The following is a 23,415-nucleotide window of genomic DNA, read 5'->3' on the forward strand; positions in this document are numbered from 1 at the left end:
AGTTTATTAGTAAAAAACAATGAAAAAAGTACTTTTTATCGATCGTGATGGAACGATTGTTTTAGAACCTGAAGGATATCAATTAGATAGTTTAGATAAATTAGAGTTTTATCCGAAAGCGTTTCAATATCTGGCTAAAATTGCCAATGAACTGGATTACGAACTGGCGATGGTAACCAATCAGGACGGATTAGGAACGGACAGTTTTCCGGAAGATACGTTTTGGCCAACGCAGAATTTTATTCTGAGAGCGTTTGAAAACGAAGGTGTTTTGTTTGATGATATTTTTGTTGACCGTTCATTCCCTGAAGATAATGCGCCAACACGTAAGCCAAGAACCGGAATGTTGACGAAATATATTGACAATCCAAACTATGATCTGGCTAATTCTTTTGTTTTAGGAGATCGTTTAACGGATGTTGAGCTGGCCAAAAATCTGGGTGCAAAAGCCATTTTCATGAACCTGACTGATGGTGCCGGAAGTACTGAAATTTCATCAAAACGTGAAGAGTTAGATGAAACGATTATTTTGCAGACTACGGACTGGAAAACGATTTATGAGTTTTTGAAATTAGAGGCGCGTTCTGCTTCAATCACCCGTAAAACGCATGAAACGGATATTTTTATCAATCTGAATCTGGACGGAACCGGAAAAAGTAAAATCGATACCGGAATTGCGTTCTTTGATCATATGTTAGACCAGATTTCACGTCATGGTCAGATGGATTTAGAAATCCTGGTAAAAGGCGATTTAGAAGTTGATGAACATCATACTATTGAAGATACGGCTATCGCTTTGGGAGAAGTTTTCGCAAAAGCACTCGGAAATAAATTAGGTATAGAGCGTTATGGTTTCTGTTTGCCAATGGACGATTGTTTAGCGCAGGTTGCCATTGATTTTGGAGGAAGAAACTGGCTGATTTGGGAAACCGAATTCAAACGAGAAATGGTAGGTAAAATGCCAACAGAAATGTTTTTCCATTTCTTTAAATCGTTTTCTGATGGTGCAAAAGCCAATATCAACATCAAAGCAGAAGGCGATAACGAGCATCATAAAATTGAAGCGATTTTTAAAGCTTTCGCGAAAGCCATAAAAGTGGCTGTGAAAAGAGATACAGAGAAAATGATTCTGCCGAGTACAAAAGGAATGCTGTAAAAAATGTTTCAAGTTTCAGGTTTCATGTTCTGTTGTGTAACTTGAAACGTGAAACCTGAAACAAATTCAAACAAAAAAGAAATGGAACCGAAAAAGTTTGCCAAAGAATGGATTGAATCCTGGAATTCGCATGATTTAGATGATATCATGAAGCATTATGCGGATGATATTCAGATTACAACGCCAATGTTAAAACTGGCTGCAGGAATAGAAAGTGGCTCAATCCAGGGAAAAGAAGAAGTGAGGAAATACTGGGAAAAAGCGTTAACTAAAATTCCTGATTTGCATTTTGAATTAATAGAAGTTACATCCGGTATTCATTCGGTGGCACTTTATTATAAATCGGTTATGAATAAAATGGCAGTTGAAGTGATGTTTTTTGATGAAAACGGGTTGGTAAATAAAATGATTGCTCATTATACTGATTTGTAAAAGAGTTAAAATTGTTTCAAGTTTAAAGTTTCAAGTTCGTTGTTAACCTGAAACCTGAAACCTGAAACTTTCAAACGAAATTAAATGAAAATAGTTATCATAAATTACGGAGCAGGAAATATTCAGAGCATCATGTTTGCTATTGAAAGGCTCGGTTTTAAAGCAGTTTTAAGCAATAATGCTGAAGAAATTCAGTCGGCAGATAAGGTGATTTTTCCGGGTGTTGGTGAAGCGAGTTACGCTATGAAAAAACTGAAAGAAAGCGGTTTGGATAGTTTGATTCCAACATTGAAACAGCCTGTTTTCGGAATCTGTCTTGGGATGCAATTAATGTGCAATTCAACGGAAGAAGGAAACACAAAAGGTTTGGGAATTTTTGATGTGGATGTGGTTAAATTTACTTCAAAAGTAAAAGTGCCACAGATGGGTTGGAATCAAATCTATAATTTAAAATCGGATTTGTTTAAGGATATTGCAGAAAATGAATTTATGTATCTGGTACATAGTTTCTACGCACCAAATTGTGCTGAAGCTATTGCCACAACAAATTATGATGTCGAATACGCATCGGCTTTACACAAAAATAATTTTTACGGAACTCAGTTTCACCCTGAAAAAAGTGGTGATGTGGGGGAGAAAATATTGGGGAACTTTTTGAAGTTAAATCCTAATATTTAAAATTGCTTCGCCTGTTCGCTATCGCTCGAGTCTAAATTCCAATTCAATAGCAATTTCAATATCAAAAATAAATACATATCAATTTTAGAAATCTGAATTCTAAAATCTAAAATTACAAAAATGAGAATAATACCAGCTATAGATATCATTGACGGAAAATGCGTTCGTTTGTCCAAAGGTGATTATGATACCAAAATAATTTACAATGAAAATCCGCTTGAAGTAGCCAAATCATTTGAAGCACACGGAATTGAATACCTGCATTTAGTAGATCTTGATGGGGCGAAATCGAGCAAAATTGTCAATTATAAAATTCTGGAACAAATTGCGACACAAACCAGTTTAAAAATTGATTTTGGAGGCGGACTAAAAGCAGACTCCGATTTAAAAATTGCTTTTGAAAGCGGTGCCAATCAAATTACAGGTGGAAGTATTGCCGTAAAAAACAGGGAAATTTTCCAGAAATGGATTTCAGAATACGGTTCGGCTAAAATCATTTTAGGAGCCGATGCAAAAGATGAAAAAGTAGCCGTTTCAGGATGGCTGGAAAATTCAGATGAAGATTTAGTTCCGTTTATTCAGGATTATCAGGTAAAAGGAATTCAATATGTAATTTGTACTGATATCGCAAAAGACGGCATGCTTGAAGGACCAAGTTTTGATTTATATGCAAAGATTTTAGCTGAAGCCAAAGGCATAAAATTAATCGCTTCGGGTGGAATTTCAACTTTTGATGAATTGCCAAAATTAGCCGAAATAGGTTGTGAAGGAACGATAATCGGAAAAGCGATTTATGAAGGAAGGATTTCGTTGAAACAATTGGAAAACTACATAATTAGATAATGAGAGAATTAGAAAATTAGATAATTTTTGAAATGCAGTAAATAATTATCTAATTATCAAATTTTCTAATTGACACATTAAAAGAGATGTTAGCAAAAAGAATCATACCCTGTTTGGATATAAAAAACGGAAGAACCGTAAAAGGCGTAAATTTTGTAGATTTGCGTGATGCGGGTGATCCGGTTGAACTGGCTGAAATTTATTCGGCTGAAGGTGCGGATGAATTGGTTTTTCTGGATATTTCAGCTACAGAAGAAAGACGTAAAACGCTTGTGAATATGGTACGAAGTGTGGCGGAGAAAATCAATATTCCGTTTACTGTTGGCGGCGGAATTTCGTCTGTTCAAGATGTTGAAATCCTTTTGAATAATGGTGCTGATAAAGTTTCGATCAATTCATCGGCAGTAAAAAATCCACAATTGATCAACGATCTGGCTCAAAAATTTGGAAGCCAATGCGTTGTAGTTGCAATTGATGCTAAACAAATTGACGGACAATGGATTGTACATTTGGTAGGAGGGAAAGTACCAACAGAATTGAATTTATTTGATTGGGCTGTAGAGGTTGCAGAACGAGGGGCAGGGGAAATATTATTCACCTCAATGGATAATGACGGAACCAAAAATGGTTTTGCAAACGAAGCTTTGGCTAAATTGTCAGAATTAATTAATATTCCGATTATTGCTTCGGGAGGTGCCGGAAATATGCAGCATTTTGTTGATTCATTTAAAGAAGGAAAAGCAGATGCGGCTTTGGCAGCGAGCGTTTTTCACTTTAAAGAAATTGAAATAAAAGCTTTGAAACAAGAGTTAAAAAATAACAATATAGAAGTCCGAATTTAACTTTAAGACTTTCGGCTTTACAACTTTAGACTAATATGGAAATAGATATCAAAAGTTCCCACGGATTGATTCCGGCGATTATTCAGGATTCAGAAACGAAAAATGTCCTAATGATGGGCTACATGAATGAAGAATCGCTTCAAAAAACAATAGAAACCCAAAAAGTGACTTTTTTCAGCCGTTCCAAACAAAGGCTTTGGACAAAAGGTGAGGAAAGCGGTAACTTTTTAAATCTGGTAAGTATCAAAAATGACTGCGATGGTGATACACTTTTGATTCAGGCAAAACCAGTGGGGCCAACTTGTCACACGGGAGCTGATACCTGCTGGCAGGAAGAGAATAAGGAAAATTATGGTTTTATTTCTCAATTAGAAAATACAATCAAAACCCGCAGGGAAAATGCAGATTCGGAAAAAAGTTATGTGGCTTCTTTATTTGAAAAAGGAATCAATAAAATAGCTCAAAAAGTAGGTGAAGAAGCAGTAGAAGTGGTTATCGAAGCCAAAGATAACAATGATGACTTATTCCTAAGCGAAAGTGCCGATTTGCTTTTTCATTATCTGATTTTATTGCAGGCAAAAGGATATCAGTTAAATGATGTGGTTAATGTTTTAAAGAAACGTCAGAAGTAGTTCAATAAAATTTTAATATTATACAAAAATACCTGTCAGGGCTTTAAAGTTTATGACAGGTATTTTGTTTTCTAATTAAGTGTTAATGCCCCTAAAATTTCTTCATACATAAAAGGGCCACCAGGATATTTGGCGGTATAATCAAGATTCATCCATACCTGACCGCGTTCATCTATGTGGTAATGAATTATCTTTCCTTTACTTTCTTTCATAAAAAGGACATTCTTAATCAGATAATTGACTTTTTCCAGATCAATTAAAGATCCAATCAGAATTTCGGGATAAATGTGTCCTTTGGTATGAATTAATCTCGGTGTTCCGCCAATCGAACGAATTGCAGCTGCCATCAAAATTGAATGATCATCGCAGTCTCCGGAAAAATATTCTAAAGATTCAGTAGCGGTAGCAATGTAATCGCCTTCTTTTGGATCATTAACATAATTCCATCGGTGATTGATTTCTTTAAAAACGGCAAAACACTGAATGATGGTTCTGTAATCTGAATACCCTTTTATGCCTTTAAAATGCTTTGTAGTTGCCATAATGGCAAAATTTCGAACCTTAGGATTCTGATATTCTATGGCATTTACAATTTTGGTTTTATTAGGAAACGGAAGTAATTTTGCCACAATGATATCCTGAGGAAAAGGATTGTCAGACATGGTATAAATCATCGAATTATAATCTTCGGATATTTCGGTAAAGCCATAATTTCCTATAACTGTCCCATAAAATAACACTAATAAGTATAAGGCAATACAAATTAAGATGATGGTTCGTAATAACATCAGCAGGAAATAAATTGCTGCAAAGACAACTAAAAAAATCAAAACACGGTCTAAATTAAAAGACCATTTTAAGTCAATCAGGTTTTGGTGCAATATGATAAAAACCGGTATGGTAATCAAAAGACTCAATAGCATAATAATAATCCTATCCCAGGGAGATTTTACCTGTAATTTGGATTTTAATTGCGGAAAGTCAATTTTTGGAAATTTTATCATAGCATTAAAAAGCAGTGTTTTTACATCGCTTTTACGGTTTCAACAAAAGTACTTTTTTTATCAATAATTCCCAGATCAAATAATTGATTTTGAATTTTTATAAATGCTTTTTCGGTTAAATTTTTCTGAGACCATTGTGTCAGTTTAAGCCATTCCTGGATATCTTCCAGTCTTTGGTCAAAAATATCTTCCAGTGTTTTGTCAATATCCGGAATCTGGGTAAAATCCCGTGTAGCATTATTAATGATTTCCAGTATTTTCTCCATTACTTTAGGATTTTTTTTCAAAAATTCATCACGGGCAGCAATTACAAAAGAAGGCCATGGAGTAGGGCAATCACCTAAGCGTCTGAAAATACCTTTATCAACGAGAGGTTTGGTCATGAAACGCTCCCACATGAAATAATCTGCAGTTTCATTAGTAAGAGCTTCTACAGCACCGTCTATGGTGTTGACGATTTCAAATTCTAAATTATCAGTTTCCCAGCCCTGTTCATTTGCATTAACATAGGCCATTAATTGAGATCCGGAACCTAAACGTGAAATAGCTACTTTTTTATTTTTAAGATCTTTTATAGTATGAAAATCAGAGTTAGCTGCAACATGAATGCCCCAAATTAAAGGAGACTGCACATAAATCTGAACAATTTTACTGGGATTTCCGGCTGCAACATCCTTTATAATGCCCTCTGTTAAAATAACAGCAATATCGGTATCGCCATCACGCAGCATCTGACACATTTTACCAGTACCTTCAGGAATATTTTTCCATTGCAAATCTATATTTTCAGCTTCAAATTCGCCATTTTCAATACATAGCCGCCATGGTAAATTGAAGTGTTCAGGGACACCCACAATTTTTACTGTTTTCATTAAATTAAAGTTTTAGTTAAGTTGTTTTGGTATGTTTTTACTATTTAGATTGTTTTAATTCTTATATTCTAAAAATTATCTCATTATCAAATTGACACATTCTTTAGTTTTTCAATAAATCTGTCCTGTGTTTTTCAGAAAGGCATGGTTCTGCAAATTCTATAATCTCCTGTAATTCGTATTGGCTCAAAAGGTTGTTTACAATTGTATAATCTACATCTTTTGGGACTTCAACTGCAAATAAGGTTTCATTTAAACCTTCTGAAACACAATGAACTGATTTTAGTTCTTCACGGATTATTTCTTTATCGAATCCTTTTTCTAAAATTACAACCTGGAGAATTGAATTTCCAAAACTTTCTATAGTTTTTCTGTAAACAAGCGCATCTTGATCTTCATCATATTCAGCGAAGAAAATATCGCCTGTTGCAATTAAAGGTCCGAAAAAGGGAATATTATCTAGTTTGAAAATTCCTTTTTCCAAATCAATAATTTCAGCCCACATAGTTTCAACCACTGTATCTTCAAGTAAATCACTGTAATATCTGAATACTATTTTTTTGTGCGTTTCTACTTCCATTATTTAGATATTAATTTAAGGCTTTTAAAGGAGATATTACAATACGATATCCGTCGGGATCCAGAAACATTTTGCCATTTTCATTCCAATATGGATTTATAGCCGGTATGATTGAAATATTGTTATTTACCACCTTTTTTATTAAGGTATTATATTTCAAAATTGTTTTAGGATAAAGTACAATGATATCATCTTCATCAAACTTATGATCAGTTTTGGTATTAGATTGTGTGAACTCAAAATACCAGTCTAAATCAGGTTTTCCAATAAAAAGGCCATTATAATTATTATGGTTTTGAAAGCCGCCAAGTCTTTCAAGCCCTAAAATATTGACATAAAAATGTTCAATAGACTCTAAATTATTTGTATGCCTTGCGACTCTTAGCATCATAGTTTTGTAATTTTTAAATAATAAATTATCTAATTTTCAGATTGACTAATTATTTTACTGCTAATTTGTCTAAAGTATAGGCAATCAGCTCATCAACTGCCTTATAAGGATCCTGACTAAAAGTTCCCGAAGCACGATTCGCAATAATCGCATTTAATGACAAAGCATTGTGTCCCAGTAATGCTGAAAGTCCGTAAATAGCAGCAGTTTCCATTTCCAGGTTTGTGATTCGGTTATCATTAAAATCAAAATGATCCATTTTGTTGTTTAATTCCTCATCCTGAATATTTAAACGCAAAACACGTCCCTGCGGTCCATAAAAACCTCCGGCTGTAGCTGTAATTCCTTTGAAAATCCTGTCGCTTTCAATGATTTTTTCTAATGTTTCTGAGCAGGCAATTGCATACGGTCTTCCTTTTCTGATATCCCAGTTGGTATGCAGGATAAAAGCATCTTCAATGGCATTATGGGAAACATTATCAATTAGATAGGAGCGAAGCATATTATCCAGTCCTAATCCAAATTTAGACATTACAAAGCTGTCAACAGGTATATCTGCATGTAATGAACCCGAAGTTCCAATTCGGATTATATTTAGAGAGGTCAGTTCTTTTTTTGGCACACGGGTTTCCAAATCAATATTAACCAAAGCATCCAATTCATTTAGTACAATGTCAATATTATCGGGTCCAATTCCGGTTGACATTACTGTTATTCTTTTGCCTTTGTAAACTCCCGTTTGGGTTTTAAATTCTCTTTTTTGAGTTGAATATTCAATCGAATCAAAAAACTGGGTAATTTTTTCAACCCTGTTCTGATCTCCCACAAAAATTATATCGTGGGCGATGTGCTCAGGTCGAAGGTTTAAGTGATAAACACTTCCATCCGGGTTGAGTATTAATTCTGATGCCTGTATCATTTTTTTTAAGTTGCTAAGATTTTATTTCAGGTTTCAGCTTAAGTTGAGAACATGAAACTTTAAACAAATAACTATTTTTTATCCACCTACACGTTTTGTTTTAAAGCCTTTTTCTTTTAAAATTGCCATAATTTTATCACGGTAATCTCCCTGAATGATAATAGAATCATCTTTAAAAGTTCCGCCAACGCTCAGTTTTGTCTTGATTTCTTTGGCCAGAATTTTAAAATCTTCATCAGATCCTTCGTAACCTTCGATGATGGTTGTTGCTTTTCCTTTTCGTTTTTCGAATTTGCAGATCATAGGCTCCTTTTGTACATAAAGCACATGTTCTTGTTCCTGAACCTCTTCTGGTTCATTGGATTCGATATGATCCGGAAATAAATTTTTCAACTGATCTTTAAAGTCCATAAGTTTTGTTTTAAAAAATAAATTCCAATGCTTAAATTTAAAAAATCAAATTCCAAATCCCAATTTAATAATTTTGGAATTTGGAATTTTATAAAATTTGGAATTTAATAAGTTTATTTTTTTATTAAACCTAAATCTACTAAGCGTTCGTATAGATAATCTCCAGCCGTAATATCTTCATATTTCTTAGGATTTTCAGCATCAATACAGTTTTCTAAACAATCCAGACGCATATCGCTTACAGGATGCATGAAAAACGGAATAGAATAACGTGAAGTTCCCCATAATTCCCTTGGCGGATTTACAACCTGATGTATAGTCGATTTTAGTTTGTTATTAGTATGTCTGGATAACATATCTCCCACATTAATTACTAATTCATCATCTTGGGCAATAGCATCAATCCATTCGCCATCATGATTTTGAACCTGAAGTCCTTTACCCTGGGCACCCATCAGTAAAGTGATTAAATTAATGTCTCCATGAGCAGCTGCACGAATTGCGTTTTCAGGCTCTGAAGTAATCGGAGGGTAATGAATTGGTCTTAAAATAGAGTTTCCTTCTTTGGCATATTCATCAAAATAAAACTCATCCAGACCAAGATGCAATGCTAAGGCTCTTAAAACATAAACGCCTGTTTTTTCAAGCATTTGATACGCTTCTTTTCCAACTTCGTTAAAACGTGGTAATTCTTTAACCTCAACGTTATCAGGATATTCAGAAGCCCATTTCGAATCCTTGTCAACATACTGGCCAAAATGCCAGAATTCTTTTAAATCTCCCTCTTTTCGTCCTTTAGCATGTTCTTTTCCAAATGAAACATAACCTCTTTGTCCGCCTATTCCGGGAATTTCATAGTTGTGTTTGGTTTCTAATGGCAAGGCGAAAAATTTTCGAATTTCACCATAAAGTTCGTTCACCAGCTGGTCATCAAGAAAATGACCTTTTAAGGCAACGAAGCCAATGTTTTCAAATGCACTGCCGATTTCATTTACAAATTTTTGTTTACGTTCCGGGTCGCCCGAAAGGAAATCACGTAAGTCTACACTAGGAATGTTTTGCATACTTTACATTTTTATTTTAAGAAAGAAGGTCTTGGCCTTCATAACAAAGGTAGAGAATATTTTAGATTTGAATTTTAAAAAATACTATAAAATTAGATTTTTCCTGCAATAATTTAACATAAAGATCGAGAGGATAATTTTGATTAAACTTTAATTTTGAACTTGTTTTGCTTTAAAAACATGTTAATACTTCTGAAAAACACGGGTTTTAAAATAGAAAATTCTATTTTTATAAAAAAATGACATTATGAAAATAGGACTAATCGGATTTGGTAAAACCGGGAAAGCGGTAGCTTCAGTTTTATTGCAAAACAAAAAATTTTCACTTAAATGGGTGTTAAAAAGAAGCCATATTTTAGAGAATCGAACTACAGCGGAATATCTTGGAATTGATTCTGAAGAAACAGGGAAAATATATTCAATTGAAAGTACTTCGATATCAGAACTACTGGATAAGGAACCTGTGGATATGATAATTGATTTTTCTTCAGCTATGGGAATTTATAGTTACGGAGAAGAAGCCAGTATAAGAAAGGTAAAAATTATATCTGCAATTTCTCATTATTCTAAACAAGAAAAAGATTTTTTAAAGTCACTATCAAAACTCACAACCGTATTTTGGAGCCCTAATATCACGCTTGGGGTAAATTATTTGTTATTTGCTTCTAAATTTCTGAAGAAAATTGCACCCTGGGTTGATATTGAAATTATTGAAGAACATTTTAAGGGTAAAGACGGCATTTCAGGTACTGCCCTTAAAATTGCAGAAACACTTGATTTGGAAGAAAATGATATAAATTCGGTCAGAGCCGGCGGCATTGTAGGGAAACATGAAGTTGTTTTTGGATTTCCTTTCCAGACAGTCAGGCTGATTCATGAAAGCATTTCCCGTGAAGCTTTTGGAAGCGGGGTTATATTTGTTGCTGAAAATTTAAAAGATAAGGAAGAAGGACTATATAACTTTGAAGATATTTTATCTCCTTATTTTGTTGTTTAAATAATTTTATGCTAAAAATTACTTATTATAATTGTAGTTGAGGTACAGCTTATTTTTTAGTATTTATTTCACTATTAACCCGTTGGGTGAAATTAAATTAGTTGATTTTTAATATTGTTTATAGGTCTGTCAAATATAAATTTATTGATATACTGTATCAAAGTCATCGCTGTAATTTTTGCTAAAATTCTTGTTTTAAAACCTTCAAAAGATTTAGCATAATTCCTTCGAATTAAAAATTGGTCGCATAATTGTGAAAACAAAGTTTCAATTCTTTTTCTAGATTTTCTGAAAATATACGGTTGTGGCTTGTAATCTTTTTGATTAATTCTTTTTGGGGTTTCCAATTTAACTTTAACTGATTGAAATAAATCTAATTGAACACTCTCAGAGAGATATCCTCTGTCTCCAAGAATCACACAATCAGACATTTGTTTTTTAATATTCTTTAGAAAATGAATATCGTGGACTTCTGCTTTTGTGATGTCTAAAGAATGAAATACACCAGTTACTGAACAAACTCCATGAAGCTTATATCCATAAAACCAACTGTTTTGCGAAGCACAAAACCCTTTGGAAGGAGCTGTTTCAAATTCGTCTTTACAGATTTTAATTCTTTTATGACGAGAAAATTTGCAGATTTCCAACGGCATACTGTCAACAATAAAATAGTCCTCAAACTCAAGAAATCGACTAGCTAGTTTAGTTCTGATCTCCTCAGAAAATAAAAACAGTTTCCTTCTTCTTTTATTGAATTGACTACGTTCAATTAGATTAGGAATCATAATCGGACTAATTTGTTTGAAAAGTGAATTCTCACTGTCAATAGACATAAATTCAGCAGTCAAACTAAGTGCTATTACTTCTAAATCAGACATCTTACCATTTCTTCCAACTCTTGATTTTAATACCGAATCATAATTCAAAGAACTTATAACTTCTAAAACCTTAAAATAATTTTTAACTATATTCGACATGGATATTGGTTGTTTGGCGACTTCAAGATACTGCTTTGCAGTGTCTTGACCAATATCTAATCAATTTTATTTGCTTCAAATAATTTCACCCAACGGGTTCACTATTAGTATTTGAGTTGTTATATTTTAATATATTTGAAATGCTAAAACCGAAACAAAATGATCTTTTACAGACAAGACCTGACTGACACTCAATTACTAGATTTATATAAAAAAATACTCAAGCCGCGTTTAATCGAAGAAAAGATGCTCATCCTGATCCGACAGGGCAAAGTATCAAAATGGTTTTCAGGAATTGGACAGGAAGCAATTGCAGTAGGTGTTACAGCTGTTTTGGATGAGTCAGAATATGTATTGCCTATGCATAGAAATCTGGGGGTTTTTACTTCAAGAAATATTCCTTTGTACCGATTGTTTTCGCAATGGCAGGGAAAAGCAAATGGTTTTACAAAAGGCAGGGACCGTAGTTTTCATTTTGGAACCCAGGAATATAAAATTATCGGAATGATTTCGCATCTGGGACCACAATTAGGCATTGCAGATGGGATAGCTTTGGCAAATAAACTTCAAAATAATAAAAAAATAACAGCTGTTTTTACCGGTGAAGGCGCAACCAGTGAAGGTGATTTTCATGAAGCCTTAAATATCGCAGCAGTCTGGAAATTGCCTGTAATGTTTATCATTGAAAACAACGGTTACGGACTTTCTACACCTACAAATGAGCAGTATATGTGCGAAAACCTGGCAGATAAGGGCATTGGCTATGGTATAGAAAGTCATATTATTGACGGAAATAATATTCTGGAAGTTTATAACAAACTTTCAAAACTTAAGGAGCAGATGCAGGAAAATCCCCGTCCGGTTTTATTGGAATTTAAAACCTTTAGAATGCGTGGGCATGAAGAGGCGAGCGGTATAAAATATGTCCCGCAGGAACTGCGGGATGAGTGGAGTAAAAAAGACCCGGTTACCAATTATAGAAGATTTTTAACAGAAAGTGGTATCCTGACAGCAGAATTCGATGAACAGCTTCATATTGAAATCAAGCAGGAAATAGACGAAAATTTAGCTATTGCAAATGCAGAACCAGAAATTGTTCCGACTTATGAAGGTGAATTAGCGGATGTTTATAAGCCTTATGATTATGAAGAAGTGATTCATTCATCAGAATCTAAGAATATTCGTTTTATAGATGCTATCAGAACAAGTTTGGAACAGTCTATGAAAAAGCATGAAAATCTTGTTATGATGGGGCAGGATATTGCAGAATATGGAGGAGCTTTTAAAATAACTGATGGTTTTGTTGAGTTTTTCGGAAAAGCACGCGTTCGAAATACTCCAATTTGTGAAAGTGCCGTGGTTTCAACCGGAATGGGATTATCAATTAACGGTTATAAAGCAATTGTTGAAATGCAATTTGCAGATTTCGTTTCAACAGGTTTTAATCCGATTGTTAATTTACTGGCCAAATCGCATTATCGCTGGGGTGAAAAAGCCGATGTTGTAGTACGCATGCCTTGTGGTGGTGGAACTCAGGCAGGACCATTTCATTCACAGACAAATGAAGCTTGGTTTACCAAAACGCCTGGTTTAAAAATTGTATATCCTGCTTTTCCATATGATGCCAAGGGGTTATTAAATACTTCAATAAATGATCCGAATCCTGTTTTGTTTTTTGAGCATAAACTTTTATACAGAAGTATTTATCAGGATGTTCCAAATGATTATTATACGATTCCATTAGGAAAAGCAGCACTCATTAAAAAAGGAGAAAAGATAACCATTATTGCCTTTGGCGCAACCGTACACTGGGCTTTGGAAACATTAGAAAAACATCCGGATATCGAGGCCGATTTGATTGATTTAAGAACACTGCAGCCTTTAGATACCGAAACTATTTTTGCATCGGTTAAAAAAACGGGCAAAGTGATTATTTATCAGGAAGATACTTTGTTTGGAGGAGTTGCCAGCGATATATCCGCTTTGATCATGGAACAGTGTTTTGAATATCTAGACGGACCGGTAAAAAGAATCGCTAGTTTAAATTCTCCAATTCCGTTTACTAAAGCTCTGGAAGATCAGTTTTTGCCAAAAGAGCGCTTTGAAAAAGAACTTATGGACTTGCTGGCTTATTAGAACCAAAAAATAAGGAGCTGATTTAAATTATTATCTAGAATAAATATTACTTAAATACATTAAAATATGAAAAAACTGTTTGTCTCAATTTTTACGCTTACATTGTTTATTTCCTGTAATAAAAGCACGAAGTCTGGTGATGACAATGCTTTAGACAACAAATTTGACAAATATAAAGATGGTTTTGTTACTTCTTTGTGGAAAATGAATCCGGGATGGGCTTCTGCTGTCGGCTATCATAAATTAGACAGCGTTTTGGTGGTTCCTGATGCTGCGGCAGACAAAGCACAGCTTGATTTTGCAAATGTACAATTAGACTCTTTAAAGAAATATGACATTGAAGACTTATCCGATAAAAATAAAACAGATTATCACATGATAAAAAATCATTTGGAATCTGTAATTTTCGGTATCAAAGAATTAAAATCCTCACAATGGAATCCATCCGAATATAATGTCTGTGGGGCATTTGCAGAAATTCTAAATGGTAAATATGATTCCCTTGAAGTTCGCCTGCGCTCTTTTAATGCAAAAATGAATGCGATTCCTGCTTATTACGAAGCAGCCAAAAAGAATATCAAAAACCCAACAGTTGAACATACAGAACTTGCAATAGCACAAAACATAGGAGGTTCTTCTGTTTTTGAAGCAGATTTAAATGATGCGCTTTCGAAAAGTAAACTGACGGCTGCAGAGAAAAAAGAAATTCAGGACAAAGCAAAAGTTTCGGTAAAGGCAATTAAAGAGTATGCTGAATGGCTTAAAAATCTGCCAAATAAAACACCTCGTTCTTTTAGATTAGGCGCTGATTTGTATGCTAAAAAGTTCAGTTTTGATATTCAGTCCGGTTATTCTACAGATGAAATTTATAAAATTGCCATTGACCACAAAAAAGACCTGCATGATAAAATGTTTGCTTTGGCTGATAAACTTTGGTCAAAATACAAAGGAAGCCAGACAAAACCTGCCAATAAGCTGGATTTAATCAAACAGGTTATTGATCAGATATCATTGAAACATACGACACCTGAAAAATTCCAGTCTGAAATTGAAAAACAGATTCCTGAACTTACAGCTTATGTAAAAGAAAAAGATTTATTGTACATCGATCCGTCAAAACCATTGGTTGTTCGTAAAGAGCCTGCTTATATGGCCGGAGTTGCAGGTGCTTCAATCTCTGCGCCGGGTCCTTATGACAAAAACGGAAATACCTATTATAACGTAGGCAGTATGTCTGGCTGGACGGCCGAAAATGCTGAAAGTTATTTAAGAGAATACAACGATTATATTTTACAGATTTTAAATATTCACGAAGCAATTCCCGGGCATTATACACAGCTGGTTTACAGCAATCAGTCGCCAAGTATTATCAAATCTATTCTTGGGAATGGCGCAATGATTGAAGGCTGGGCTGTTTATGCAGAAAAGATGATGCTGGAAAGCGGTTATAAAAATTCTGATGAAATGTGGCTGATGTATTATAAATGGAATTTAAGAGCAACTTGCAATACTATTTTGGATATTAGTGTTCATACCAAAAATATGTCTAAAGAGGCTGCCTTGGATTTACTTATCAAGGAAGCTTTTCAGCAGCAGGCAGAAGCAGAAGGAAAATGGAAGCGTGTTACATTATCCCAGGTGCAATTATGTTCTTATTTTACAGGATATACCGAAATTTACAATTTAAGGGAAGAACTTAAAAAGAAAGAAGGGGAGAATTTTAACCTTAAAAAATTCCATGAGAAATTTTTAAGTTTTGGAAGCGCTCCGGTTAAATATATTAAAGATTTGATGTTGTCTGAAGAGTAAATTTTAATATTATGGATATACAAAAGGGTTTGATAAAATTATTATTAAACCCTTTTTTATTGTTAAATATTCGCCACTTAAGTAGGATTATTCATTTACGAATCTGCTGTTAAAAAGTTTGTAAAAACCGTAGCTGATTACAAGAAAGACAAATATGGTGATTGATAGAATGATAATGTATTTGATTATGTGTTCATGCTTATAATTGCATTGATTGTTTGAGTCGCATAAAAATCTTTCGTCATATAATAAGTACTCTTCAGGACACTGTCCTAAAATTCTGCAATTTTCCATTCTTACTAAATCAATAGTCCTTCTACCATAAGTCATAATAGCTCTAAAGGTTCGTATATTCATTTCAGTATCATTAGCAAGCGTAACATAATCGGTTTTATTACCATCTTTAAACGTCAGTATAAAAGAGGTACCGTGTTTCTTCATATTAGTGCTGATCGAATCAATTTTAATATTTTTTATTAATGTGTATTCATTTGGCAGACAAACATAAAGCATACTTCTGGCAACTAATGAAAAAAAAATAAAGACAAAAACATATATTATTATAATCGCTTTTTTTAATGTTGAGATGTTTTTCATATTATTAGACCGCAATGGTTCTGGACAAATTTATCTTTTTTTCTAATTTTATTTAATTTTCCCAAGTCATTTTTCTGCAAAAAAAAGCTTCAGTTTCGTGTTTAATTATTAGTTTCAACTTCAAACAGCTGCACCTGGTTTTTCAGTCTGTCAATCAGTAAATTCATCATTCTTTTATTTAAGTCGGAAGAATTCTTAATATAAGTTTCGTATTCTTCAACGGTAAAAAGCGCCATGACAATTCCTTTTAATGAATTTCGGAACTTAATATCTTTTTGGATAGAATTTTCTACGGTCTGGAGTTTCTTTTCAACGGTATAAGAATAAAAATCAGCTTTGTTTTTATTTATATAATTGATAAAAACAGCAATGAACAAATCATTCTGAAGTTTTAAAATAGGTCTAATGGTTTGGTTTTGAAAAATTTCATCAGGTGATGACTGAGCGCTTATAGTTCCTAAAGTTTCGCCTCTGAATTCTTTTAAAAAAGTGTCTCTGTCTGTCATGGTTTTTATTTAAAATTATAAAAATATCTTCTATAAAAATATTTTCCCCGGATTTAGTTACTGACAATTCTAAAAAAAATAAGTTCATAAATTAAAATATTTTGTTGACTTTAATTTTTGGTGTTTTAAAAATGATTTTTAAAATAATTCAGCAGCAAATTTTCGAATTATTGAAATCGTAAGGATTAATAAAAAAACTTAATCCGATTATGGGAGTAAAAAACTATTTTTACCCATAATAAAATAAAATATGAGATTCCACACCAGAAAATGGGTTAAACCCCAAGATTTAAATCCGAACGGAACTTTGTTCGGCGGACAGTTATTAGCCTGGATCGATGAAGAGCTTGCTTTGTATTCGATTGTACAATTAGAAAACCCAAGAGTAGTGACCAAACACATGTCTGAAATCAACTTTAAAAGTTCGGCAAGACAGGGAGATATTGTAGAAATAGGAATCGATGTGGTAAAATTTGGAACCACTTCTTTAGTGCTTAAATGTGCTGTAAGAAACATGATGACCCGCGAAATCATCATCACAATTGATCATACTACCATGGTTAATTTAGGCGAGGACGGAAAGCCAAAACCACATGGGAAAACGAAAATTGAATTCGTAAAAGATCGTTTATAAATTATTACACATACATAAGTAAAATAAGTTCGTGTAACCTTTCCGTTAAGCTTCTATTTACTTAATCTTATATGGAAAAAAAACTCTTAGAATGTTTAAAAAATTCATAACGGCTTCAGTATTATTTGCTTTTTTAATTTCCTGTAATTCTAAAGAAGAAAAGGATAGATACAATCATTTTGTGTACAGGGCTGTAAACAATAAAGACACAGCGGTTTTAGCAATTCATATGAGTGATAAACGTTTTTATGGCCGCTATGAAATAGCGTATTATCAAATTGGTAAAGACTCAGGAGATGTAAAGGGAGATATAAAAGGAGATACTTTAAGAGGCGATTTTCATTATATATCTAACGGCGGAGGATGGAAAAGGGTTCCAATTGCTTTATTAAAGAAAGAAAACAAACTGTTTTTAGGAAATGGCGTAATAGGAACTTATATGAACCTTCCGTGTTTTTTGCCGGGAACGCTTAATTATCAGGATTCAGAATTTGTTTTTGAAGAGATTAAAAAATAGTTCAGATTCTCAGGTTTACTCTTGAAAGTCTGAACTAAATTTACTTGTCTAAATATCCAATAGCAGAAGGCAGTTCGAATAGTTCCAGATCAAAATATACAACAGAAGCCATAACGTGGTCAAAAATGTCAGCCATGATATACTCGTAATTGGCCCAGCGTTTGTCACTCGAAAACACATAAATTTCCAAGGGAACACCATGTGCGGTTGATTGCAGCTGGCGGCACACAATGTGCATATTTTTATTTAATCCGGGATGATCTAAAAGATATTGGATAATATATTTTCTAAACAAACCTAAATTGGTCATATTTCGCCCATTAAGACTCAGGGTTTTGTCTATACCCCGCAAATCATTGTATTTGTCAATTTCAGCTTGTCTTGATTCAATGTAAGAGGTAATCAATTGTATTCTTTTCATATGATGCAAATCTTCATCATTTAAAAAACGAATGCTGCTGCTCTTAATCAGGATATGCCTCTTGATGCGTCTTCCGTCAGAGTTTTGCATGCCGCGCCAGTTCTGAAATGAATCTGAACTTAAGGCATAGGTTGGGATAGTAGTGATGGTATTGTCAAAATTGCGGACTTTTACCGTTGTCAGGTTAATTTCGATTACATCGCCATCGGCACCAAATTTATCCATAGTAATCCAGTCACCAATCCGAACCATATCGTTTATGGACACCTGAACGCTCGAAACAAATCCCAGGATTGTATCTCTGAATATAAGGATAATAATTGCAGAAAGTGTTCCCAGGATAGTCAGCAATTCGCCTCTTTTCATTCCGAATAAAGTCGAAACAATAAGGGCAATTCCAAAAATCCAAAGCACGATCATAATTACCTGAACGAAACTATCAATCGGTTTGTCGCTGTATTCGGGTTTGTTTTTTAAATAATCACGTAAAGCATTAAAAATGGTTCTGACAATCCATAAGGTGATCAGGACAATATAAACGCCCACTATTTTCCCGAACATCAGTTCCCAATATTCATACCGGTCCAAAATGATGGGAACGGCTTTGTAAATAAAGAAAAACGGAATTAAGTAAGCAGTGTATTTAGTGGTTTTGTTGTTAATTAAATAGTCGTCAAACTTGGTTTTGGTTCGCTGGGCAAAAATCGCAGTAAGTGTCACCAATACAAATTTGGCTACATAATAAATAGCATACGCCAGCGCCAGCATAATGGCAATATTAAAGATTAGGCTAATGTACGACGCAAAGTTGCGGCTCATTCCCCAATCCCTGAAAAGGGGATATAAAAAGTTGAATATTTTATCCAAAAACTTATGCATTATTTTCTAAATACTTTTTCTCAACATAGAACGTTCCAAAGGGAATAAGCGAAGCAATCAGGATAATTCCGAATGTTTTCAAGTCCCAGTTTTGAGATTTTCTTAGTAAAAAAGCCAATAAGATGTAACCTATAAATAAGATTCCGTGACTCATTCCCAATGGCTGTAATAAGGTGTGATAGAGTTCCGGATTATTTGTTTTAATAAAAAGCATATTTGCAAATAAAACTAAATAAGAGATTCCTTCTAAAATGGCAGTAACTTTAAAAATCTTAAGCATGATCTGTTTTTTGAATTAATAACCGCAAAATTAAGTATTATACCTGATTATTGAAGTATGTATAATAAAAGTAATTTACTTTTGTAATCTTAAACTTTGAGTATGAGCAAGCGTGATTTAAAAAAATATTTGACGGGACTAAATAAGGAACAGCTGGAGGAGCAAATTATCGAGCTGTACGAAAAATTTAGCCCTGTAAAAGTCTTTTATGATTTTGTTTTTAATCCGAAAGAAGACAAGCTTTTGCAGGAAAGCAAAACTAAAATCTCTCATGAATACTTTCCAGTCAAAAAGCCCGGTGCAAAATGGCGTCCTAAGGCCAAGATGCGTCGCTCTGTAGCTCAAAAAATCATTAAGCATTTTATTTCATTGGGAGTTGACCCATTTGTGATTGCAGATGTGATGCTTTATAATGTCGAAATTGCCCAAACCTATTCATCAGGAAACTTTATCAAACAGGAATTATTCTATAAAAGCATGCTGAATTCTTTTGAACAGGCAGTAAATTTTGTGATTTCTAATGGGGTCCTAAGTGAATTTAAGCCAAGAATTATTGCAATCCAACAAGAAACAATGCAACAAAAGTGGAAAAACAAATACGAATTTGAAGCTATTTTAGAGAAAATAGACTTATAAATGCGTTTCTCATAAAAAATCTTATTTAAAAAAAACATTTATTTTAGGTTAAAATACAATGAATAACTGTTTTTTAGATGTACTTTTGCAAAAATCGAAAAAAATACAATGTCTCAAAACACTTTAGAAATAGAAAGAGAAGAGAAAAAAGAACTTTATGCTTACCAAAAGGGCGATATTGATGCCATTTTTGATCGTTTAGACAATGCTCCGCCGCAACATCATTTATTATATCAATTACCGACAGGCGGTGGAAAAACAGTGATCTTTTCCGAGATCGTTCGTCGTTATCTAGCACATAATAACAAAAAGGTAGTCGTTCTGACGCACCGTATCGAGCTTTGTAAGCAGACTTCAAAAATGCTGAAAGGCTTTGGAGTTTCTAATAAAATCATCAATAGTAAGGTAAAAGAATTGCCGGATCAAAACGATTACTCCTGTTTTGTTGCAATGGTTGAGACTTTGAAAAACCGTATCAATGACGAAAAACTACACTTAGATAATATCGGTTTGGTGATTATCGATGAGGCACATTATAATTCATTCAGAAAATTATTAAACTCATTTAAAAATGCTTTTATTCTTGGAGTAACCGCTACACCATTGAGTTCAAATATAAAGTTACCAATGCATCAGAGTTATGATGAACTTATTGTGGGTGATACCATTAGTTCATTGATAGATAAAGGATTCCTTGCCAGGGCTACAACATATAGTTATGATGTTGGTCTGACTTCTTTAAAAGTTGGTATCAACGGAGATTATACGGTAAAATCTTCTGATGATTTGTATACCAATACCATGATGCAGGAAAAATTGCTGCATGCCTATACGGAGCGCTCTTTAGGTAAAAAGACTTTAATTTTCAATAACGGTATCCATACTTCATTATATGTATATGATACTTTTAGGGAAGCAGGTTACGATATCAGACATCTCGACAATACAAGCAGTTCAGAAGAACGAAAAGAGATATTGGCATGGTTCAAAAAAACTCCGGATGCTATCCTGACTTCCGTAGGAATCTTAACGACTGGGTTTGATGAGCCTACGGTTGAAACAATTATTTTGAACAGAGCTACAAAATCATTGACATTATATTACCAGATGATTGGACGCGGATCCCGAAAATTGCCTGGTAAAGATGAATTTACAGTCATTGACCTGGGGAATAATGCAGCCCGTTTTGGTTTATGGAGTGAGCCGGTAAACTGGCAGCATATTTTTAAATCACCAGAATTTTATTTGGAGAACTTACGTGATGATACAGAAATCGAAATGTTTTTCAAATACAGCATGCCGCCTGAATTGCGTGCAAAATTCAGTAAAACAGCTGATGTTACATTTGATGTTGATGAAGAGCACAAATTAGCGATCAAGCAAAATTTACGTTCAAAGATTGTATTAGATAAATCACTGGAACAGCATGCAGCAATGTGTGTCGATAACACCGAAACACTTCAGGAAGCAAAAGCCTTGGCTAAAGAACTTGATGACGATATCGAATGCCGCATTAAGCGTTATGCAAAATGTCTGAGCCAATGCAGTAAAAATTATCGCGAATGGCTGGTTGATGACTACAAGAAAAACTTGACCCTGTTAATTGGTAAAAAGTATCGTGAAAAAATCATGAACGAACCGGATTGATGAAAATGTTTAGGTTTAATGTTTCAGGTTTAAAAAATATCAAGACGTGATAGTTGAACGCATTAAAGTTTGGCATTGAAATTGAAATTGATTTTACCATTAAGTTTGATTTTTGAAATTGAACTTGATATTGAATTTTGCCATTGTCATTGAACTTGATTTTTAGAAGCTATTTCCTGCTGTCCACTGTATCTTTTGTGGCGAACCCCGCCACAAAAGGATGCCGTTCCCATCAGGGCTATAACGTGTAATCCATAAAAGATGAATTTGAAGAAAATTGTTGTTTTGTTTTTAATTGGTTCTTTTCATAGTCTTTTTGCACAAAAAGACGGATATTGGGACAAGGAACGCGCCACTACAAAAGAAATAATAGTCTCTGCAGGTGACCGGATAACAATCAAAACAGAGGATTTACCTGTTGGGACTACTGAAGTTGTTTACAGGGTCACGCTTCTTGATGAAAATCAGCAAATGGCAAACAGTCTGGTAAATGTGTTAAAAGCAATTCCGGATCCTTACGGCATAGGGCAGGGCTCTGCAGGTGCAGTATTACTGATGTCGAAAATATCGGGCGATGATAAATGCACTTATGCACTTTTTACGTCTGATTCAAATGCAAAAAAATACATTGATAACGGAAAAGTCAACGATGCCTGTTACGCTCAGACAGAACCCGTAAGTAAAGATGCCAAACGTTTGTCAATTGATAAATCTTCCTGCCTCAATGCAAACACTACTACAATTTGGTTTGGTTTCGAAAGCAAAAACTGGCTGCTGAAACAGAAAATAGTTTTAGAGGTTGTGCCATGGGTCGATACAAAACTAAACCGTGGCTGGAATGTTGATAACAAAAACGAAATTGTCAGTCTTTGTAAAACTTCTACAATGGCTCAAAAAATGGCCAATTCAGATGATTTTTGTGTATGTATCCTGGATAAAATCATGAAGCAATACCGTTATAGTGAATATCAAAAATTGCTTGCCATAGAAAAAACCAAAATTTATAAAGATTTTGGAAACGCTTGTTATAACGATGCTTCAATTTCTAAAAACGTATATAATGATTTGAGGACTCAGGCAAATACGCTCATAAAACTTCAGAAATACAACGAAGCAATTTCGAAGCTGAGCACAATCATAGGAGCAGGAAAAGCAACAGCTTTGGATTACAGTTCAATTGGTTACAGTTATATTTTGACCAAACAATATGCAAAAGCCATAAAGTTTTTAAAAGAAGGTGAAAAATTAGATGATACTGAGTTGTTGGTAAAACTTAATTTGGCCCACGCTTATCTGGTTAGCGATGATTACAGTCAGGCAAAGGCAATTTATAAAAAATACCAGTCACAAAACGTTACTGATAGTGTAAGCTGGATAGATAAGACCAAACAGGACTTTATACTTTTTCAAAAAGCAGGATTGCCTTCATCTGACTTTGAGAGAGTCTTGAAATTATATAATTAAAAATATTTTCACCACATAAGTGATTATAAGTTCATTTAAATTTGCCGACAAAGCTGACTTAAATTTTCTTATAATCACTTTTATGGTTTAA

At 34.0% G+C, this 23,415-nt stretch carries 26 protein-coding genes; 14 read left to right on the forward strand and 12 right to left on the reverse strand.

The features are described 5' to 3' along the window. Nucleotides 1–19 precede the first annotated feature (19 nt). From hisB to hisIE, 6 genes are all read left to right on the forward strand, one after another. Nucleotides 20–1,156 carry a bifunctional histidinol-phosphatase/imidazoleglycerol-phosphate dehydratase HisB gene (gene hisB, locus K8B81_RS07970; protein ID WP_223680654.1) on the forward strand — a complete coding sequence of 379 codons (1,137 nt, stop codon included), beginning with the start codon at nucleotides 20–22 and terminating at the stop codon, nucleotides 1,154–1,156. Between the two features lie 81 nt (nucleotides 1,157–1,237). After that, nucleotides 1,238–1,588 (forward strand): nuclear transport factor 2 family protein, encoded by a 351-nt coding sequence (locus K8B81_RS07975; protein ID WP_025572734.1) that lies wholly within the window; start codon nucleotides 1,238–1,240, stop codon nucleotides 1,586–1,588. Between the two features lie 84 nt (nucleotides 1,589–1,672). Continuing rightward, nucleotides 1,673–2,266 (forward strand): imidazole glycerol phosphate synthase subunit HisH, encoded by a 594-nt coding sequence (hisH, locus tag K8B81_RS07980; protein WP_223680656.1) that lies wholly within the window; start codon nucleotides 1,673–1,675, stop codon nucleotides 2,264–2,266. Nucleotides 2,267–2,386: 120 nt separating this feature from the next. Further along, complete coding sequence (gene hisA / locus K8B81_RS07985) at nucleotides 2,387–3,109, forward strand: 1-(5-phosphoribosyl)-5-[(5-phosphoribosylamino)methylideneamino]imidazole-4-carboxamide isomerase (protein WP_223680658.1); 723 nt, start codon at nucleotides 2,387–2,389, stop codon at nucleotides 3,107–3,109. An 86-nt stretch (nucleotides 3,110–3,195) separates the two neighbouring features. Then, nucleotides 3,196–3,951: an imidazole glycerol phosphate synthase subunit HisF gene (gene hisF / locus K8B81_RS07990; RefSeq protein ID WP_223680660.1), complete on the forward strand. Its 756-nt coding sequence runs from the start codon at nucleotides 3,196–3,198 to the stop codon at nucleotides 3,949–3,951. 35 nt (nucleotides 3,952–3,986) lie between these two features. Then, the gene (gene hisIE / locus K8B81_RS07995) at nucleotides 3,987–4,583 is read left to right on the forward strand and encodes a bifunctional phosphoribosyl-AMP cyclohydrolase/phosphoribosyl-ATP diphosphatase HisIE (protein WP_223680662.1); all 597 of its coding nucleotides are present in this window, start codon (nucleotides 3,987–3,989) and stop codon (nucleotides 4,581–4,583) included. A 71-nt stretch (nucleotides 4,584–4,654) separates the two neighbouring features. Here hisIE and K8B81_RS08000 read toward each other — a convergent pair whose 3' ends face one another. The 7 genes from K8B81_RS08000 to K8B81_RS08030 all read right to left on the reverse strand — a co-directional run bounded on the left by K8B81_RS08000 (nucleotide 4,655) and on the right by K8B81_RS08030 (nucleotide 9,824). Then, nucleotides 4,655–5,587, reverse strand: a complete 933-nt coding sequence (locus K8B81_RS08000; protein ID WP_223680664.1) for a transglutaminase — start codon at nucleotides 5,585–5,587, stop codon at nucleotides 4,655–4,657. Between the two features lie 20 nt (nucleotides 5,588–5,607). Then, complete coding sequence (locus tag K8B81_RS08005; RefSeq protein WP_223680666.1) at nucleotides 5,608–6,459, reverse strand: substrate-binding domain-containing protein; 852 nt, start codon at nucleotides 6,457–6,459, stop codon at nucleotides 5,608–5,610. Between the two features lie 103 nt (nucleotides 6,460–6,562). Then, nucleotides 6,563–7,039 carry a DUF4265 domain-containing protein gene (locus K8B81_RS08010; RefSeq protein ID WP_223680668.1) on the reverse strand — a complete coding sequence of 159 codons (477 nt, stop codon included), beginning with the start codon at nucleotides 7,037–7,039 and terminating at the stop codon, nucleotides 6,563–6,565. Nucleotides 7,040–7,049: 10 nt separating this feature from the next. Beyond that, entirely contained in the window at nucleotides 7,050–7,430 is a 381-nt protein-coding gene (locus K8B81_RS08015; RefSeq protein ID WP_223680670.1) for a VOC family protein, read from the reverse strand. Nucleotides 7,431–7,479: 49 nt separating this feature from the next. Further along, nucleotides 7,480–8,349, reverse strand: a complete 870-nt coding sequence (locus tag K8B81_RS08020) for a nucleoside phosphorylase (RefSeq protein WP_223680672.1) — start codon at nucleotides 8,347–8,349, stop codon at nucleotides 7,480–7,482. 78 nt (nucleotides 8,350–8,427) lie between these two features. Next, the gene (locus K8B81_RS08025; RefSeq protein ID WP_223680674.1) at nucleotides 8,428–8,760 is read right to left on the reverse strand and encodes a translation initiation factor; all 333 of its coding nucleotides are present in this window, start codon (nucleotides 8,758–8,760) and stop codon (nucleotides 8,428–8,430) included. Nucleotides 8,761–8,873: 113 nt separating this feature from the next. Beyond that, on the reverse strand, nucleotides 8,874–9,824 hold the full coding sequence (locus K8B81_RS08030; RefSeq protein ID WP_223680676.1) for an isopenicillin N synthase family dioxygenase: 951 nt from the start codon (nucleotides 9,822–9,824) through the stop codon (nucleotides 8,874–8,876). A 247-nt stretch (nucleotides 9,825–10,071) separates the two neighbouring features. On the opposite strand from K8B81_RS08030, the gene K8B81_RS08035 reads away from it, so the two are divergent. Further along, nucleotides 10,072–10,821, forward strand: a complete 750-nt coding sequence (locus K8B81_RS08035; RefSeq protein WP_223680678.1) for a 4-hydroxy-tetrahydrodipicolinate reductase — start codon at nucleotides 10,072–10,074, stop codon at nucleotides 10,819–10,821. Between the two features lie 92 nt (nucleotides 10,822–10,913). Here the strand turns inward: K8B81_RS08035 and K8B81_RS08040 are convergent, their stop codons facing one another. Next, the gene (locus K8B81_RS08040; protein ID WP_449536199.1) at nucleotides 10,914–11,798 is read right to left on the reverse strand and encodes an IS982 family transposase; all 885 of its coding nucleotides are present in this window, start codon (nucleotides 11,796–11,798) and stop codon (nucleotides 10,914–10,916) included. 159 nt (nucleotides 11,799–11,957) lie between these two features. Here K8B81_RS08040 and K8B81_RS08045 point away from each other — a divergent pair, with 159 nt between their 5' ends. Further along, a complete protein-coding gene (locus tag K8B81_RS08045; RefSeq protein WP_223680680.1) occupies nucleotides 11,958–13,934 on the forward strand; it encodes an alpha-ketoacid dehydrogenase subunit alpha/beta in 1,977 nt (658 codons plus the stop codon). Between the two features lie 66 nt (nucleotides 13,935–14,000). Further along, complete coding sequence (locus tag K8B81_RS08050) at nucleotides 14,001–15,743, forward strand: DUF885 domain-containing protein (protein WP_223680682.1); 1,743 nt, start codon at nucleotides 14,001–14,003, stop codon at nucleotides 15,741–15,743. An 87-nt stretch (nucleotides 15,744–15,830) separates the two neighbouring features. On the opposite strand, the gene K8B81_RS08055 is transcribed toward K8B81_RS08050, so the two are convergent. Both K8B81_RS08055 and K8B81_RS08060 read right to left on the reverse strand, forming a co-directional pair. Further along, nucleotides 15,831–16,340, reverse strand: a complete 510-nt coding sequence (locus tag K8B81_RS08055; RefSeq protein ID WP_223680684.1) for a hypothetical protein — start codon at nucleotides 16,338–16,340, stop codon at nucleotides 15,831–15,833. A gap of 101 nt (nucleotides 16,341–16,441) precedes the next feature. Beyond that, nucleotides 16,442–16,846, reverse strand: coding sequence for a glyoxalase (locus tag K8B81_RS08060; protein WP_223680686.1), 405 nt, complete (start codon nucleotides 16,844–16,846; stop codon nucleotides 16,442–16,444). A 250-nt stretch (nucleotides 16,847–17,096) separates the two neighbouring features. On the opposite strand from K8B81_RS08060, the gene K8B81_RS08065 reads away from it, so the two are divergent. After that, nucleotides 17,097–17,480, forward strand: a complete 384-nt coding sequence (locus K8B81_RS08065; protein ID WP_025571465.1) for an acyl-CoA thioesterase — start codon at nucleotides 17,097–17,099, stop codon at nucleotides 17,478–17,480. A gap of 91 nt (nucleotides 17,481–17,571) precedes the next feature. Next, nucleotides 17,572–17,997 carry a hypothetical protein gene (locus tag K8B81_RS08070; RefSeq protein WP_223680688.1) on the forward strand — a complete coding sequence of 142 codons (426 nt, stop codon included), beginning with the start codon at nucleotides 17,572–17,574 and terminating at the stop codon, nucleotides 17,995–17,997. Nucleotides 17,998–18,037: 40 nt separating this feature from the next. Here K8B81_RS08070 and K8B81_RS08075 read toward each other — a convergent pair whose 3' ends face one another. After that, a complete protein-coding gene (locus tag K8B81_RS08075) occupies nucleotides 18,038–19,297 on the reverse strand; it encodes a mechanosensitive ion channel family protein (RefSeq protein ID WP_025572776.1) in 1,260 nt (419 codons plus the stop codon). Continuing rightward, on the reverse strand, nucleotides 19,290–19,577 hold the full coding sequence (locus K8B81_RS08080; RefSeq protein WP_223680690.1) for a DUF3817 domain-containing protein: 288 nt from the start codon (nucleotides 19,575–19,577) through the stop codon (nucleotides 19,290–19,292). Before K8B81_RS08080 ends, K8B81_RS08075 begins: the two co-directional genes overlap by 8 nt. A 102-nt stretch (nucleotides 19,578–19,679) precedes the next feature. Between K8B81_RS08080 and K8B81_RS08085 the strand changes: the two genes are divergently transcribed. From K8B81_RS08085 to K8B81_RS08095, 3 genes are all read left to right on the forward strand, one after another. After that, nucleotides 19,680–20,213, forward strand: coding sequence for a DUF6155 family protein (locus K8B81_RS08085; protein ID WP_223680692.1), 534 nt, complete (start codon nucleotides 19,680–19,682; stop codon nucleotides 20,211–20,213). 108 nt (nucleotides 20,214–20,321) lie between these two features. Then, a complete protein-coding gene (locus K8B81_RS08090) occupies nucleotides 20,322–21,860 on the forward strand; it encodes a DEAD/DEAH box helicase (RefSeq protein ID WP_025572771.1) in 1,539 nt (512 codons plus the stop codon). A gap of 261 nt (nucleotides 21,861–22,121) precedes the next feature. Beyond that, nucleotides 22,122–23,324 carry a tetratricopeptide repeat protein gene (locus tag K8B81_RS08095; protein WP_223680693.1) on the forward strand — a complete coding sequence of 401 codons (1,203 nt, stop codon included), beginning with the start codon at nucleotides 22,122–22,124 and terminating at the stop codon, nucleotides 23,322–23,324. Nucleotides 23,325–23,415 lie beyond the last annotated feature (91 nt).

Origin of the sequence: Flavobacterium hibisci (assembly GCF_020026925.1) — a bacterium.
In the GTDB taxonomy this organism is placed as follows: Bacteria; Bacteroidota; Bacteroidia; order Flavobacteriales; family Flavobacteriaceae; genus Flavobacterium; species Flavobacterium hibisci.